The organism is Staphylococcus sp. EG-SA-18, assembly GCF_017151825.1.
In the GTDB taxonomy this organism is placed as follows: Bacteria; Bacillota; Bacilli; order Staphylococcales; family Staphylococcaceae; genus Staphylococcus; species Staphylococcus aureus.
Map to the genome: position 1 here is coordinate 12,886 of NZ_JACYVY010000008.1, position 14,544 is coordinate 27,429.

General features: G+C 35.3%; 15 protein-coding genes. All 15 read right to left on the reverse strand.

The window, feature by feature from the left end; translation table 11 throughout:
• Window positions 1–14 precede the first annotated feature (14 nt).
• Window positions 15–1,505, reverse strand: a complete 1,491-nt coding sequence (locus IDG66_RS02680) for a phage distal tail protein (protein ID WP_001154317.1) — start codon at window positions 1,503–1,505, stop codon at window positions 15–17.
• On the reverse strand, window positions 1,505–6,154 hold the full coding sequence (locus IDG66_RS02685) for a phage tail tape measure protein (RefSeq protein WP_001133533.1): 4,650 nt from the start codon (window positions 6,152–6,154) through the stop codon (window positions 1,505–1,507). The genes IDG66_RS02680 and IDG66_RS02685 overlap by 1 nt, the downstream gene beginning before the upstream one ends.
• A gap of 55 nt (window positions 6,155–6,209) precedes the next feature.
• Window positions 6,210–6,332 (reverse strand): phage tail assembly chaperone GT, encoded by a 123-nt coding sequence (gene gpGT, locus IDG66_RS02690; RefSeq protein WP_000570353.1) that lies wholly within the window; start codon window positions 6,330–6,332, stop codon window positions 6,210–6,212.
• Between the two features lie 59 nt (window positions 6,333–6,391).
• Window positions 6,392–6,838: a phage tail assembly chaperone G gene (gene gpG, locus IDG66_RS02695; RefSeq protein WP_000442601.1), complete on the reverse strand. Its 447-nt coding sequence runs from the start codon at window positions 6,836–6,838 to the stop codon at window positions 6,392–6,394.
• A gap of 64 nt (window positions 6,839–6,902) precedes the next feature.
• Entirely contained in the window at window positions 6,903–7,856 is a 954-nt protein-coding gene (locus tag IDG66_RS02700) for a major tail protein (protein ID WP_000570652.1), read from the reverse strand.
• On the reverse strand, window positions 7,857–8,237 hold the full coding sequence (locus IDG66_RS02705) for a hypothetical protein (protein ID WP_000611454.1): 381 nt from the start codon (window positions 8,235–8,237) through the stop codon (window positions 7,857–7,859).
• Window positions 8,234–8,611 carry an HK97-gp10 family putative phage morphogenesis protein gene (locus IDG66_RS02710; RefSeq protein WP_000501244.1) on the reverse strand — a complete coding sequence of 126 codons (378 nt, stop codon included), beginning with the start codon at window positions 8,609–8,611 and terminating at the stop codon, window positions 8,234–8,236. Before IDG66_RS02710 ends, IDG66_RS02705 begins: the two co-directional genes overlap by 4 nt.
• Window positions 8,611–8,946 (reverse strand): phage head completion protein, encoded by a 336-nt coding sequence (locus IDG66_RS02715; protein ID WP_000975314.1) that lies wholly within the window; start codon window positions 8,944–8,946, stop codon window positions 8,611–8,613. The genes IDG66_RS02710 and IDG66_RS02715 overlap by 1 nt, the downstream gene beginning before the upstream one ends.
• Window positions 8,933–9,265 (reverse strand): head-tail connector protein, encoded by a 333-nt coding sequence (locus IDG66_RS02720; RefSeq protein WP_001177483.1) that lies wholly within the window; start codon window positions 9,263–9,265, stop codon window positions 8,933–8,935. The genes IDG66_RS02715 and IDG66_RS02720 overlap by 14 nt, the downstream gene beginning before the upstream one ends.
• A gap of 8 nt (window positions 9,266–9,273) precedes the next feature.
• Window positions 9,274–9,432, reverse strand: a complete 159-nt coding sequence (locus IDG66_RS02725; RefSeq protein WP_001252099.1) for a hypothetical protein — start codon at window positions 9,430–9,432, stop codon at window positions 9,274–9,276.
• A gap of 35 nt (window positions 9,433–9,467) precedes the next feature.
• Window positions 9,468–10,715, reverse strand: a complete 1,248-nt coding sequence (locus IDG66_RS02730) for a phage major capsid protein (RefSeq protein WP_000849950.1) — start codon at window positions 10,713–10,715, stop codon at window positions 9,468–9,470.
• Window positions 10,716–10,802: 87 nt separating this feature from the next.
• Complete coding sequence (locus IDG66_RS02735; RefSeq protein WP_103143666.1) at window positions 10,803–11,387, reverse strand: HK97 family phage prohead protease; 585 nt, start codon at window positions 11,385–11,387, stop codon at window positions 10,803–10,805.
• Window positions 11,380–12,630, reverse strand: a complete 1,251-nt coding sequence (locus IDG66_RS02740; RefSeq protein ID WP_000511067.1) for a phage portal protein — start codon at window positions 12,628–12,630, stop codon at window positions 11,380–11,382. The genes IDG66_RS02735 and IDG66_RS02740 overlap by 8 nt, the downstream gene beginning before the upstream one ends.
• Before the next feature lie 5 nt (window positions 12,631–12,635).
• The gene (locus IDG66_RS02745; RefSeq protein ID WP_000365299.1) at window positions 12,636–12,836 is read right to left on the reverse strand and encodes a hypothetical protein; all 201 of its coding nucleotides are present in this window, start codon (window positions 12,834–12,836) and stop codon (window positions 12,636–12,638) included.
• Between the two features lie 13 nt (window positions 12,837–12,849).
• Window positions 12,850–14,544 (reverse strand): terminase large subunit, encoded by a 1,695-nt coding sequence (locus tag IDG66_RS02750; protein WP_000133304.1) that lies wholly within the window; start codon window positions 14,542–14,544, stop codon window positions 12,850–12,852.

Sequence of the window (14,544 nt, forward strand, 5' to 3'; positions counted from 1 at the left end):
CTCTCATCTCCTTTCTATAAATATCTATCTTGCCATTTAACCGTCGTATCAAAGACGTTTTCAGGTTGTATGATTAATTCACTGTACCCAGAATCAACATTGAAATAATTACTTCCAAACGATTTCTCGCTCAACATTGGTTCCTCATTGATGACAACACTTTTTGCTTGCATATCTATTTTCACTAAATCACCTTTTTGTATAATGACATCCCTTGCGCCTTTCGGTTTCGGTAGAATCTCCGTATTGAATGAACCTAATCCATTCATCTCCATCCACTTATAACCGTTATACTTCGCACTATAGATAGCTATGATAGAAGCTGGACGCTGATAAAACTTACCGCCATCTATCCACTCTTTCTCATCCATATCAATAGGTTTACGTCTATCTGGGTCTTTAATGTGATCAAATTTCCAAGTTTTAATAGAAAATTTATTACCTACTCTTCTGAGCCGCATATAAACAACGATTCTGTCCAAGTTATACATTATCGGTTTATTCTGATAGTCGTATATCTTTTTGGGGTCTCCTTTTTGGTTATACAACGTAACAACAATATGTCCTATTTTTCTATCATGATATTTATTTTCATAACCAATAGAAGCAAGTAACTTACCATCACTATCATAAATATGTTGTGCTGTTCTTCCGGCACCTTTACCTTTTTGTTCAACAATACATTTATAGGTAATTTGAAAATCTGTCATCGCTTTAGGGAGCCCTCGTTTCGTGCCAGCACCAACCCAACCTTTTGCATCAGGAAAATTAGTTGCTTTATATCCTTCGCCAAGATTGGATATCACAAAGTCACCGCCGACCTTACCACCTAAATCATTACTTGGAATATCTTCAGTAATCATCTTAGTCCAACCTTTGAAATCACGAAACTCACTATGATAAACAGGAGGCATGTAATCCTTAACTTCTTTGGTTACCTCATCATCACCAACCATAAAATAATCTTCATCATTTTTAGTGATCATAAAGTAACTAGATGGTTTAATTGCTCGGGCTTCAACAATTAAAGGAGTGTCAGCAGTCCCACTATTTACAACTGAAACTTGGTCTGAAATCGCAGTATTTTTATTTCCTGTTACTGAATATTTGTAAGGGTCTGTTAGTACTACTTTGATAGTGAACTTCACTGAACCTCTTGGGTTTTTCGGTAATTTTAATGGTCCATCAAAGTATGCAAACCAATACCAGTTTTGAGATTTGAATTTAAGTTTTTTCGGCTTTAAATTGTCAATATCAAAAAATTCAACTAACTCTTCCAATATATCGTCATGCGTTTTTTGTCCACCTGGCGCCAAGACTTCATTTCTAATTATTAGAGGTAATTCAAATTCGATATCATTTAGATAACGAGCTTTAGCAATAGAACCTGTTCTACCTTTCACACTTTCTTTTTCAGTAACAAAATTAAAAGAGGGTATCTCAAACCCTCTTTGTACAACTAACCATTCAATGGTTTTATTGTCTATTTGAATTGTATCTTGCATTAGATTATCGTGCCTCCTCTTCTAAATCTAACTCTTGTAGATTCGTGACGCTCTCGTTTATCGATAGAATTATTTACCTCATCTTCAAACACATACTTATTAATAACTGGTTCGTAATCCTTATCTGCAATAACTTGATTAGACTCAACCAAACTAACCAAACAATTAATAACCGCATCCAGTTTATTCTCCAATGTATGAATATAGTTTGTATCACTATTACTTATACTTGGATTTGGTAAGTTGTTTGGTCGCTTATTTTTAGAGCGGTTATCAATATCGTTAGCAGCTAAAGCTAATAATTTGTGTGCTTCGTTCGCTCTACTTGGATCAGTAGGTATTATCCACTCTGGATATCCTTCTTCCCCTAAGTGGTACAATCCGTTATAGACTTTGCCACCAGTAGCATATGCGTAATCACCAGCGCGTTTGAACGCAGCTCTCCATGAGCCTGTTCTTGGTACCCATTTACCCACAATATATCTCATAGCCGATATAGCTTGATGAGTTGGGTTGAGAGGATTATTGTAACCCGACTTTGCGTACGCTCTAAATGAAGGATCTATCATTTGGAACATACCTCTTGAAGGTATACCAGCTCTTGCGTTGCTATCCCAATTATTGACTGCATTAGCTGTATAATTGGATTCACGACTCGCAACACGCATCATCTCGTTAGTAATCCAACTCGCCTTATACCTTCCTCCTAAAATATTTTGAGCAGCCTTAATAGCTCGTCTAGCATTAGCTGCACCATTACCACCGGGTGTACTTTTGCCGCCCCCATTATTCTTTCTTAACCACGGTAACGGGTCTCTATGTCTTCCATTCCAACGCATCTCATAATGTAAGTGAGGTCCTGTACTAAACCCCGTATTCCCCGATATACCAACAGTCTGGCCGACCCTAACTTGTTGACCAGTTTTAACTTTATATTTAGATAAATGTGCATAAATAACTTCTAAGGCGCCCTTTACAATTTTCACCCATTTTCCATAACCACCATTATGAAAAGGCATAACTTGTGCTCTACCATTAATGGTTGATGGAACAGGTTCGTAAATGTAATCAAAATCCAGACCTTCATGGAATGGGCGTCCGGTTTCTCGTGTATAAGCAGCAGTGTGACCGTATAAGTAACGTAATTTATTCATATCTAATACACCGCCATCACCCGACTCTGCGAAAGCATCCTCAAGCCACTTGATTGCACTTTTCTTAATCTTAGACCATGCAGCTTTTGTTATATCGCCAGCAATACCCATACCTTTAGTTAGAGAACTGAAATCAACTCCAAACGCTTGAAGTACATAATTTAAAAGTTTGCCTGGATTATCGATAAAGTCCATGACATCACCAACTTTATCGCCAAGCCACTTTGTACCTTTACCTATTTGATCTTTTGTCCAGTTAAATGCCGATGATGCACCGGATTTAATATCTTTCCACATAGTACCTATGCTAAATCTTGGAAGCGTTCCATTTAACATTGAATAAGTTTGTGCGCCGTTATATACTTTTGAACCTTTAGGTAAGTACGCTGTCGTATCTGTATTAGGCGTAAGTACCCGTTTGCCATTAGGGAATTCAATCATTTCATTTCTGAAACCATTCGGACCATTTCCACGTCCTTTATCCCCAACCGTAGCGAACGTATCCCGCGCAATCTTACCGTTCTTAACTAATCTTGTAGTAGTATGCGTATGTTCAGTACCAGTGTGTAACTTCGGTATTTTGTCCATACCCAACTTACCACCGACCCAGTTTAAACCTTCAATTAATTTATTAAGACCTCTTTTAACAGCGTCTACCATACCACCGATATGATCTTTAATTTTACCAATGATAGATTTTAAACCGTCACGCATGCTTCCAAAGATGTTACGCACTTTATCCCACAAACGACCAGCTATACCTACCGTGTTATCTTTAATAGAGTTCCAGATGTTTGACATCCAATTTCTTAATTTAGTAAATATATCTTTCGTCGCATTCCATAAACTTGTGAATTTAGACCTTACACCCGTAAATAACGAATGAGCCTTGCCGACGGTATTGCTTTTGATATTATTCCACGTACTAGATAACCAGTTTTTCATATTAGTGAAAATAGATTTAACACTATTGTATAAGAAACCAAAAATACTTTTCGTTGCATTCCAAATTGCAGATAATGATTTTGTGAAAATACCTTTGATAACACCCCAGATACCGGATATTAAACCTTTAAGCAATCCACCAAAGTATCTAACAACACCTAGAATCTTACCTACAAACCACAGTTGTATTAAATTCCAAATTAACTGCACAGTGCCTTTTAGTATCATCACAATACCGTCCCAAACACCTCGCCAATTACCAGTGAATAAACTTGAAAAGAACTTAATAAAGCCAAGTATTATATTTAAAGCACCTTGTATTACACCTTTGATATTTTCCCAAGTGCTGACAATCAAAGCTTTAACCGCCGGCCAAATAAATTGCATCACTTGCCAAATCGCAAACATGATTGGTTTAATAATAAAGTTAAAAATAAATTCAAAGGTTGCTTTAATGAAACCAGCTATATTTTGCAAAGCTTGTGTTATTTCTGAGCCGTTCTCTTTCCAGAAAGAGGCTAATTGAGCGCCTATCTCTTTGGCGAAACCAACGATTGCATCAACTACTTTAAAGAAAGTTGTTCTAATCGTATTAACTACATTTTGTATTCCTGCTACAGTTTCGGGTGGAAATATCTTCTCTAGGGTAACCGCGCCTTTACTATCACCTTTGAATAAATCAAAGAAACCTTGTAACGCTAGTTTAGCTGCTTTAAATGCGTTTGCTACACCAGAGATTGCCAGATTTACAATATTTCTAAAAGTTTCTGAACGTTTATAAGCTTGATAGAAAGCTATGCCAATACCAACTAATGCACCTACAATTAATGTTATAGGCAACGTTAAACTTGATATCGACACACCTAAAATCGGAAATAGTTTAACAAGTGATGCGATTTTAGTTCTTAAAAACGCGAATAAACCACTAGCTTTATTAACGTTTATTAACAAGGGTCCTAAAACTGTCATTGCATTCCCCATCACGCTGATAAATAAACCGAACATAAAAACTAAAGGACCTAAAACTGCTACAAATAATCCAAACTCAACAACCGCTAATTGAATTGACGTTGGTAATTTAGTAACCCATGTCACTACTTTGCTAAAAGCACTTACTATAATCTTTAGTGCTGGTTCTATTCTGTCATAAATCGTTAGGGCTAGTTCTTCTAATTGCGACCTTAAAGTTCTTAATTTCCCACCTAAACCAGATTCCATTGTATCGGCCATTCTTTTAGATGCGCCGGTAGATGAATCTATAGATTTGGTTAACTTTTGATAGTCTTCATCAGAAGCATTTATAATCGCTAATGCTCCTGACATCGCTTCTTTACCAAATATTGTAGCTGCAGAACTAGCTTGTTGGTCTTTTGAAAGATGTTTAAATTTTTCCCTCAGTTGGTCTAAAAGCTTTCGCATAGGAATCATTTTCCCATTACTATCTGTAATAGATATTCCTAAGCGTTCCATTTCATTCCCCATAGCTCTAGTTGGACTTGAAAGATTGGTGAACATTGTTCGTAACGCTGTACCTGCTTTTTCACCTTTGATACCAGCATTACTCATTAAACCTATCGCAATAGATGTATCTTCAATCGTGTAACCTAACGCACCTGCTACAGGAGCGACATATTTAAAAGCTTCTCCGAGCCCTCTAACATCCGTATTTGCCTTCGAGCTAGTTTGTGCTAAAACGTCCGCAAAATGACCACTATCCTTTGCTTTTAAACCAAATGCCGTTAGTCCATCTGTAACAATGTCACTTACTGCTCCCAGTTCTTCGCCAGATGCTGCCGCTAAATCCATAACTCCGCTTAAACCTTCCATCATTTGCTTAGAATCCCAACCAGCAAGTGCCATGTAATTTAATGCTTCAGCCGAATCTGATGCACTAAATTTTGTTGTTGCACCCATTTCGCGAGCCTTTTTCTTCAAAGCTTCAAACTCTTCCCCAGTAGCACCTGAAGTTGCTTTAACTTTTCTCATACTGTCATCGAATTCAATACCTTTTTTAGCTGCTACAGCAAACCCAGCAACCACCGGCGCAGTTACATACATAGTCATGTTACGGCCTACATTTTTCATACTGTTACCAATTTCTTGAAGTTTAGGACCAAAATTATTAAAGTTGGTACCAAGTTTTCCCATTGCAGTATTTAATGCTTTCTGCTCTCTTTGCATGTCTTTTAATTCTTGTGTGGCTTGGTTTAACTCTCGCTCATATTGGTTTAATTTAGCGTAAGCTTCATTGTATTTAGCAGCCGCAGCTTGTGTCTTTGCACTGTTTTCACCAGTTTCTTTACTAAGTTTGTCATAACTATCTTTCAGCTCTTTAGTAATCTGGGCTTGAACTTTTTGTTTTTTACTCAAACCTTCGACTTTTATCTTCGACTTTTCTAATGAATTATCATATCTAGAAAATTGTGATAAATTAGCCGAAAGCTCACGCGAAACCATTTTCATTTGCCTATTTAAACCTGTCACACCTCTATTGAATCCAGAACCATCTAAATCAACCTTTATGACCATATTACCTATAGGATTAGGCATTTAAAAACCTCCTTTCTTCCAAGATGTAAATAAAAAATCAACCTTTAAAGGCTGATTAAAAAATATCTTTAAAACTTTTCGCAGTTCGCTTTGTTTCAATCTTCGATTCGACAATGTCTAAAAAGAAGTGTATCGGCATGTTAGCCACTTTTTCTGCATCCATGCCTTTTTCTATCAAATCTTTAGCTATTTTCCTGTAATTGTTGTAGACAGCTTCAGGTGTTAAATCTTCTTTTCTTATTTCTGATTCTCTGTCACGAACTTTTTTGTATCGCTAGGTTCCCCACCTGTAATTCGTCCAATTAACTGTCCAATCTTTTCAATACCTTCTTGACCATTTGGTAATCCTTTTTGAAGTTCTATACTGGTAAATTGATTATCAAAAGCTTCAACGATGAAATCCAAAACTTCTTCTAATACTTCCATTTGTACAGCCATGTTGTTTTCGTATTCTTCTTGCTTGTTTTTGTATTCTTCCTGTTCTGTCACACTTAAGTTATTAAATTCTTCTTCTGTTAGATCTTTAAAATCAGCCCCCTTAAAGGCTTTGTTAAGTTTCAAACCTAATTTTGAACCTTGAATTGTTTCAAACAAAGTAATAATCGGCTTCGCTAAATACTTTTGATATTGCGGCTTTCCTGTTTTTGTAAATCCTGTAATTAATTCAATTGATGTACGTTCCATTATTAAATTCCTACTTTCTTTTTAATTTGGCCAAAATAAAAAGAGGGCGTTAAGCCCTCAAAACTTACATTTCTAAATTAGATTGTACTGTAATTTGCACAGTATCAGTTTGCTTTCCTGCAGTCGCTGTAACGGTCGCATTACCTTCCGCCAAACCTTTAACGAGGCCAGTTGATGTTACGCTAGCATACGTTTGCCCCTCAGTCACTGCATAAGTTACTTTCTGTCCAGATGGTTCGGTTGTGGCTGATAGTTGTTTAGTAGCATCAACTTTAACTGTAACTTGTTCATCAGTGACGTTTACAGAAGTGACTTCAACTTTTTCTGTTTTTTTCATTTCTTTTTCTACAGGTTCCATATTTTGTTCTCCTCGACTAGACATGAATTCATCATAAGTTTTACCAAATGTTTCCATGAATACATAATCGCGCCCTGTAGTGCTTCCTTTTTTATCATAGCCAGTAACATGCGAGCTCTCATCAAACAAACGATCAATAAAATTGCCTTCTACGTCGTCATTCTGGAATTCAACTTTATCTTGTTTTGTTTGCCCTTTGATGCTTGAACGAGTGAATTTACCTTTGAACAAGCCAACCCATTCTGAAGACTCATCATGATTACGTCTTTCAAATACAATCGCTACATCTGGCGGGATATCCTTAGCTCCATATTTATAACCACCTACACCTTTTTTAGCGCCATTCAAGAACGCCTTATCGTCAGCAGGAACAGTAACAAATGTTGTCTTAACACTTAGTTTACCATTAGATACAGCAGTTGCTGCGACCATATCATCCCCATAATCTTCCTCGGTATCTTGTGGACGGTCTACTTCAATTTCTTTTAAGAAACGAATACGTGTGCCAGCTCCAGTTTCCCATTCATTTTCTGTATCTTTTAAAATAGGTGCATAATAAAAGTTTGATACCCCAATTGCGATACCCGAAACTCCTGTATCTGCAAAATGTTGTAAGTTTAATTTTAAAAATCTTGGTGCTTGTTTCAATTTTTCAATCATTTAATTTTCCTCCAATTTCATTGATAAAATCGAGCCTTTTGCTCTTATAATATGTCTGAATGACATGACGTCACTCTCGTATAACGGTTCTCTGTAATAACATTGAAAATTTATCACTTTGAGTAACTCAACAATTTTTTCTACTTGCTCGTTCGGTTCATCTTGAGACCACCAAACATCAATTTGGTAATGGTATTCTCTTGAAATCTCGTTATCATCAGCGTATGTGTCAGGATTGAACGGTAAGGGATATATGCGAATAATAGGCTTGTCAGTTTTTTCGTGAAAATGGTCATCTATAGTGTAGTTAAACACATTCACTTCATCTGTAATGTTATTTGCAATAATAGCGTTTCTAATTAATTTGGTAACATTAATCATTTTTGCAACCTCTTAGCAGTATCAAGCATTGTTTTTAAAACTTTGTTTTTCCCTTGCTTTTCTGTTTTTGTTATAAACAATTGTGGTTTTTGGTACATTGTTCCAAATTCTGTTGCATGAATACGATGTGAGACGCCTTTAGCGTAACCAATTGTAACGATTTTCTCACTTGTGTGTCTGTCTGTTTTCACATTAGAAACAGCTATGTGATCGCGAGCATGCTTTTTAGTATTCGCAAAAGGTGTATTACTTTTTAAAAGCGGGACTAATGACATAGCCCCAGCTTTGACAATTACATTACTATTTAAATTCATTTTTAAAACTGCATTTTTCAAACCTTGTTCGATGTTATTACTTTCAATTCTTGCCCCCATTAAATGACCACCTCGCCATAGATACGCAAATAAGATTTATCTTGATAATCTGGCTTTACATATTTGATGTTAAATCTTTGCCCTTCATGCAAGACGTAATGCTTATTTGTTGGTTTATAATCACCTCGTGTATCTCTGATAATAATAGTTTTAATGAATTTGCTACCTGTATTGAGATTCGTTTGAGTGTCGGATTCTTTAGATTCTTGAATGCAAGCGAAACAAGAGTATAATATTTTCGTCTTCGGTTTCATCGGATTTCCGTTCACTCTCTCGCTTACATCTTCACAAAAATCTATACGTTCATTTAATTTATTGGAATTAAATTTCATCATTTTCACTCTCCAAAAATTGCTCAAATGAACCTCTCAATTTATGCACCGTACTTAAAACCATATGTGGCGCAAGCGATAAATCCCTATCCAAATAAGCAATACGGTTTTCAAAATAGTAACTTGCTAAAGGGTATATAGCACGAGCAAATAGAGGATGACTTTTAAACCAATCAATATATTTACTTGGTTCATCCGTAACAGCGCTAGCTATTTCATGGAATGCCCAAGAGTAATATATTTCTAATAAGTCGTCCTCTGAATTGTGATCTATTTTGCAATGCTTTTTTAATAACTTAAGTTCCTCAGCTGTTAATTGCATTCAATCACCTATTCTTCTTTTACTCTTTCAAGTATTACTCCATGCTCTTTCAGCTTTTTGTTAACATATTCAGCACGTTTTACTGTCATTTCAACACGTTTACCTGACTTTAAATACTGGCCTTTTTCCAAGTCAGTATAAGATTTCTTCACTTCATACATTGCCATAGTTTATCACCTCTTTATAAAGTATCGAGCGCTTATTATGCTTCTAAGCCAAGATCGCCTTCACCGCGTTCACTATCATCATATTCAATCACAATTGCTGATTTATAATCTAGAATTCTACAGTCTTGACGTACAGCAATCATTAAACATTCTCCGAAATGCATGTAGTCAGTCCATGATGCTTGGTATTGAGAGCGGTCAAATAAAACAATCGCATCTTTTAAGTTACCGATAATCAAAGTGTTATTACCTTTTTGCCCTAGTACTTCATCAGGTAAAATTTCGATTTTAGCTCCTAATAAACGCTGTTGCGTTTTTTCTTTAACATCTGGCTGGATTAAATAGTTTCCTAGCTTATCTTTCATTTTGTCTAATTTTGCAAACATAGTTTGCGAAACAATCGCAACATTATGTTCGTAATTTGGCTTAACATTCAGGTTAATAGCATCTTTAATATCATCTAAAGATTTTGCTTTTTTAACTTCTAATTTCTTACCTTCTTTTTCAAAACCTGAACTTGTAGAACCCGTTGATCCTTTAGTGATAACATCAATAATTGCTTTGTTTCGTGTTGCTGCAATAGTTCGCGCCATCCATAGTTTCAATTCTTGCAAAACATTCACTTTTGCATCTTCGATTGCTTCACGTGAAATTCGGAAGTAACCACGGTGTGTATTAATGTCATATGCTAATTGGAAGAATGGTTTAACTGCTAATTCAGGGTTTTCTTCTAATTCTTCAACTTTTTCAAGGGCTGCAACTTCTGATTGTCGTACTACCGGATATTTACCAGAACCATTTGTAACACGTTTGACCGTCACATACTTATCAAGATTAAACTCAACCTCTTTTAATTTTAAAATATCTGTAACAATTTCCTCTGGAATAACTACAAATCCTGAGTCTGTTTTTAACGAACCACCTTGAATATCATTGCGTGTTTCAAGATATTCAGTAAAATCTCTAACTTCTTGTGATGTTACCTTTGTGTTTTGAATCGAAATACCTAAATCATTAATGTTTGCTTGGTTTCGATAAGTACGTGCTTCGTTTACTTCCACTGATTGTTGATTGTTTTCTGAAGTTCCATCTTTTTCTTTTAGCTTATCTAATTCTTCTTGTTTTTCTTGGATTTGAGAACGTAAATCAGTAATTTCTTGTTCTAATTTTTCTGCTTTTTCTAACTCATCGTTATTAAGTGCTCTCGTTGCATACTTCACCTTTAAATCAATTTGTCTTTTAATGTCTGAAATCTCAGATTGTAACTCTTCTTTTGTTTTCATTTAATTTCCTCCTAAAATTGGCATAAAAAAATAGACATCGCTATATTCAGCATGTCCAATGGCTGTATTTGATAATGGTGTTCAACTTCACCAAATATTATTTAATATAGAGTGTTTCTTTAGTCTTATTTCTAATTCTTTTTTACGTTGTTCTTTTTTAACGGTTTCAATACTACGTAATGCTGGTTTAACATCAGTGTCTTTGTAAGCCGGATAAGTCACTACAGAAACATCTGTAAGTTCACGAATTGCTGTTAAAGTACGTTTGTAAATGTTTTCTTGTTCATCAAAACGCACTGCATCGCCTTTATCGTCAAGCATAAAACCAAACGAACATTGATTGATGTTGCCTACACGCATGTTCTCATATAAATCACGTGCAAATGTTGTGTTTGGTAACTTACAACGATATTTAAGTCCAACATCATCAGTTTCGAGCTCCAAAGTACCCGATTTTGTCCTACCAATTATTTGCGATGGGATATGATCTACTAAACAACGTACATCAGATAAATCAGTGTTTTCTAAAGCGCGACGTGAAATCGTTTCTTTGAATCCACCAAGATTTTCAGACCAAGTGTCAAACTTTAACGCATACCCCTCTATGACCATTTCGTTGTTATCATTTGAGCGTACCTCAATAATGTTGCCAACTCTCGTTTCCTTACTCATTTTCCTCACCACCTTTCAATTTTTTATCAGTAGCTCTCGATTTATTCATCTGATACTCATCTACAAGTTCAATATTTACATGGTTTAAATCGACTCTGTGAATGCTACCATTACCGCCTGGTATTGGCGCTAATCCATCACGTTGTCTAATTTCATCGATATTCATCTTTCCAGAATCAATGTTAATTTTGTCAATTTCAGCTTGTGTTTTTTCATCAACAACTCGTATTTCAGTGGTATCAAATTTAAATTCACGATTCACATATTCATCATTAAACTTAAAATTCAATTCTGCACAAACGCATGTAATATAAGGTTTTAAAGTTGATAAGTAATCTAAATTAGCATCCGTGATACTCATGTTCGCTGTTTCTATGCCGAACTTATGCAATGGAATACCAAATACACCTGCTATTTCTCTTGTTGATGATTTGTTTTCTCTGATAAGCTTTAAAACTTCTGTATCAACTTCTAATTGATCAAACGTCATTGATTCATCGAGTACGACAACTTTCCCAGCTTGTTTAGTTCCACTAAAACTTTTGTGAAATTCTTCTCTGGCACGGTCTCTTGCTTTTTTATTATCTAATACACCTTTCATTTTCAAAATACCACCAGCATGTGTGCCATTTCGCAAGAAATTATTAAGGAAATCTTTTCCATTGTTATCTGATTCTATCGTGCGACTTAATGTGTCTAACAGTGACAAACCATTTATACCATCCAACGAATAAAATTTGATGTCTAGCATATCCTCAAACTTAACATTACGTTCTATATTATTTCCGTTACTGTCTATCCTTTGATGAAAATAATACAGTCGACCTCTTGCGTCTGATTTCAATTCTATTTCGGATGTCTTTCTGAACGTTAAATTCATAGGTTCTCCTGTTTTATCACGTGTAATTTCAATATAGCCGTGCGATGTTAGTAAGGCACTAACAAACACTACTAATTTGAATATATAGCCGTTATACATTGGGTTAGGACGTGTATTTAACAAATTAACAATCCTGTCACTATAATTAATTTGGCCGTTCACTGTCACCCTAATTGGCATGCGCGCCAAATCAGAAGCAATCATCATAACTGCAGTAAAGATGTCGCTATGCCTAATTGCTTCTATATCTTTATATTGTCGTAATTTTGTTCCTTGAAAACCTGGCAAAGTTTGAACCATCATTTGCAAATCATCTTCGTTGTATTGCAAGTCTCGTTTTTCATTTTTATAAAAAATCCCCACAACTACTAACTCCTTTCTTGATTGCTTTCATGATTTAAAATCAACGAAATAACAATCAGTGTTATACCAATGCATAAAAGTCCTATATTTTGACCGAATGCTTTATACATAGAAACATTAACCACAAACAAACCTAATAAAAAAAGGATGCTAACCAAATTAGCAACCAAGAAATTAAAAAAGACATTTATTTTATTCAAGTCCATTTTGTCACCACCTTTAAAATCCGAATTCTTCGCTTTCATATTTCTCCGTCCAATTTTCTTGGAATTCGTGCATTCTAGCTTCAGTGAAAGCTGTGATAATCGAAATAATCGGATCTATTTTTTGACGATTCATTTTTTTATTTATTTTCACATTGTCTTCTCCGTCACGAATCAAAACGGCATTATTAACTGATGTTGTAAGTAACATATTATCGTTATGCTGTATTCTTTCATCTGCAACCCACATTCTAAATTCTTTAATAGATTGTGATAACGCCTTAAAACTTTGTCCCACTTCAATGAGTGGCCAATCTAAAGCCATTGATTCGATTGTTGTTATAAAACTTTGCGCATTCCAAGGGTCATAGCAAACAGCCTGTACATTCAGGTCATGCGTCGTTATAAATTTCACTATAAAATCGATAACTTGTTTATAATCAATCATGCCGCTATCTGATTGTGTAGTCTCAGCTTCTCCACGTTCAATCGCTAATTCATAATTTATTTTGTCTCTCTTAGATTTTTGTTCTAAGTTTGTTCTTAATCCAATGAAAGAATGACTATGTAAAAACACTTTTTTATCGTCGTTAGGGAAAATAAACCCTACAGATGTTAAGTCATCCAATCTCGATAAGTCGACACCTATATACACATCTTTACCATTGATATTAGGCATAGGCGTTATTACTTGTTCCCAATCTGAAATATCTAGCAAGCTATCTTCTCTTTGCGCTTGCCATAAATTGAAGTTTTTAATCAAAATCTTATGATACGATGTCCCTTTTTCTAATTCGTCTTGTATATCAGCTTTTACATTTTGAAGTATAGTTTTTCTATGTTCTTTTGATTCTAAAAGCGGCATTGCTTTAATCCACTTTGTTTCATCTTGAACTTCTTCTTGTGAATCCATTTCAGCACAATATACAAAGTAATTATCAGCTCTTACTTCTTCATTTAAAATACGTTTAATATACTTATACTCTTGGTACATTTGACTATTTAAATTGTCTCCGGCCGTTGAAACAAGTAGGGTTAAAGGATTTTTTTGTAATGTCATACCTGTTTTAAACCTTGAGTACATCTCATCATCAGGCATACTTGCCAATTCGTCCAAAATAGCAACTGTAGGATCTTTACCATCAACCGCATCTGGGTTATTGGAAAGAGGTGCAAACACTGAACTACTTAATACATCTTCAATGTCTGTCTTTCTTACGTCTGTTTTTTCACGGATAAACTTGCTTTTACTTCGCATTAGGTTTACTTGTTGGCTTGCCATCTTGAATATTGTTTGCGCTTGCTTATAAGTAGATGAAGCTACATAAATTTGTCTATTAAATTTAGGGTATTGTCCAAACAACAGTTCGTTAACGGACATTCCCGATACGATTAGAGACTTACCTTGCTTTCTAGCCATACTTATATAAGCTTTAGTAAACATTCTGTATTGACCTCTACGCCAGCCGTATAAGCTCCCAACAATGAATTTCTGAAACTCCATAAGAGGCATGGGCTGGTTTGTTTTAGGGTCTGGAAGCATTTCCACAAATTTAATTGCTTTGTTAGACAAATGATTATCCCAATGGCAACCATTCGGCGGGTTCTCCATAAAAGATAGGTGACGTTTGCATACTTGAATATTCTTCAAACTTGCCAAAATTTCTCCTGAAACTACCTTTTTTGCGTATTTAGTAACATAATCAGTCAT

Bases quoted from the DNA above. Each gene is read 5' to 3' on its own strand.
- IDG66_RS02685 (WP_001133533.1), bottom strand. From the start codon at position 6,154: ATGCCTAATCCTATAGGTAATATGGTCATAAAGGTTGATTTAGATGGT.
- IDG66_RS02725 (WP_001252099.1), bottom strand. From the start codon at position 9,432: ATGGCAATGTATGAAGTGAAGAAATCTTATACTGACTTGGAAAAAGGC.
- IDG66_RS02730 (WP_000849950.1), bottom strand. From the start codon at position 10,715: ATGAAAACAAAAGAAGAGTTACAATCTGAGATTTCAGACATTAAAAGA.
- IDG66_RS02710 (WP_000501244.1), bottom strand. From the start codon at position 8,611: ATGGGGGCAAGAATTGAAAGTAATAACATCGAACAAGGTTTGAAAAAT.
- gpG (WP_000442601.1), bottom strand. From the start codon at position 6,838: ATGGAACGTACATCAATTGAATTAATTACAGGATTTACAAAAACAGGA.
- IDG66_RS02715 (WP_000975314.1), bottom strand. From the start codon at position 8,946: ATGATGAAATTTAATTCCAATAAATTAAATGAACGTATAGATTTTTGT.
- IDG66_RS02705 (WP_000611454.1), bottom strand. From the start codon at position 8,237: ATGATTAATGTTACCAAATTAATTAGAAACGCTATTATTGCAAATAAC.
- IDG66_RS02700 (WP_000570652.1), bottom strand. From the start codon at position 7,856: ATGATTGAAAAATTGAAACAAGCACCAAGATTTTTAAAATTAAACTTA.
- IDG66_RS02680 (WP_001154317.1), bottom strand. From the start codon at position 1,505: ATGCAAGATACAATTCAAATAGACAATAAAACCATTGAATGGTTAGTT.
- IDG66_RS02745 (WP_000365299.1), bottom strand. From the start codon at position 12,836: ATGGACTTGAATAAAATAAATGTCTTTTTTAATTTCTTGGTTGCTAAT.
- IDG66_RS02720 (WP_001177483.1), bottom strand. From the start codon at position 9,265: ATGCAATTAACAGCTGAGGAACTTAAGTTATTAAAAAAGCATTGCAAA.
- IDG66_RS02735 (WP_103143666.1), bottom strand. From the start codon at position 11,387: ATGAGTAAGGAAACGAGAGTTGGCAACATTATTGAGGTACGCTCAAAT.
- IDG66_RS02750 (WP_000133304.1), bottom strand. From the start codon at position 14,544: ATGACTGATTATGTTACTAAATACGCAAAAAAGGTAGTTTCAGGAGAA.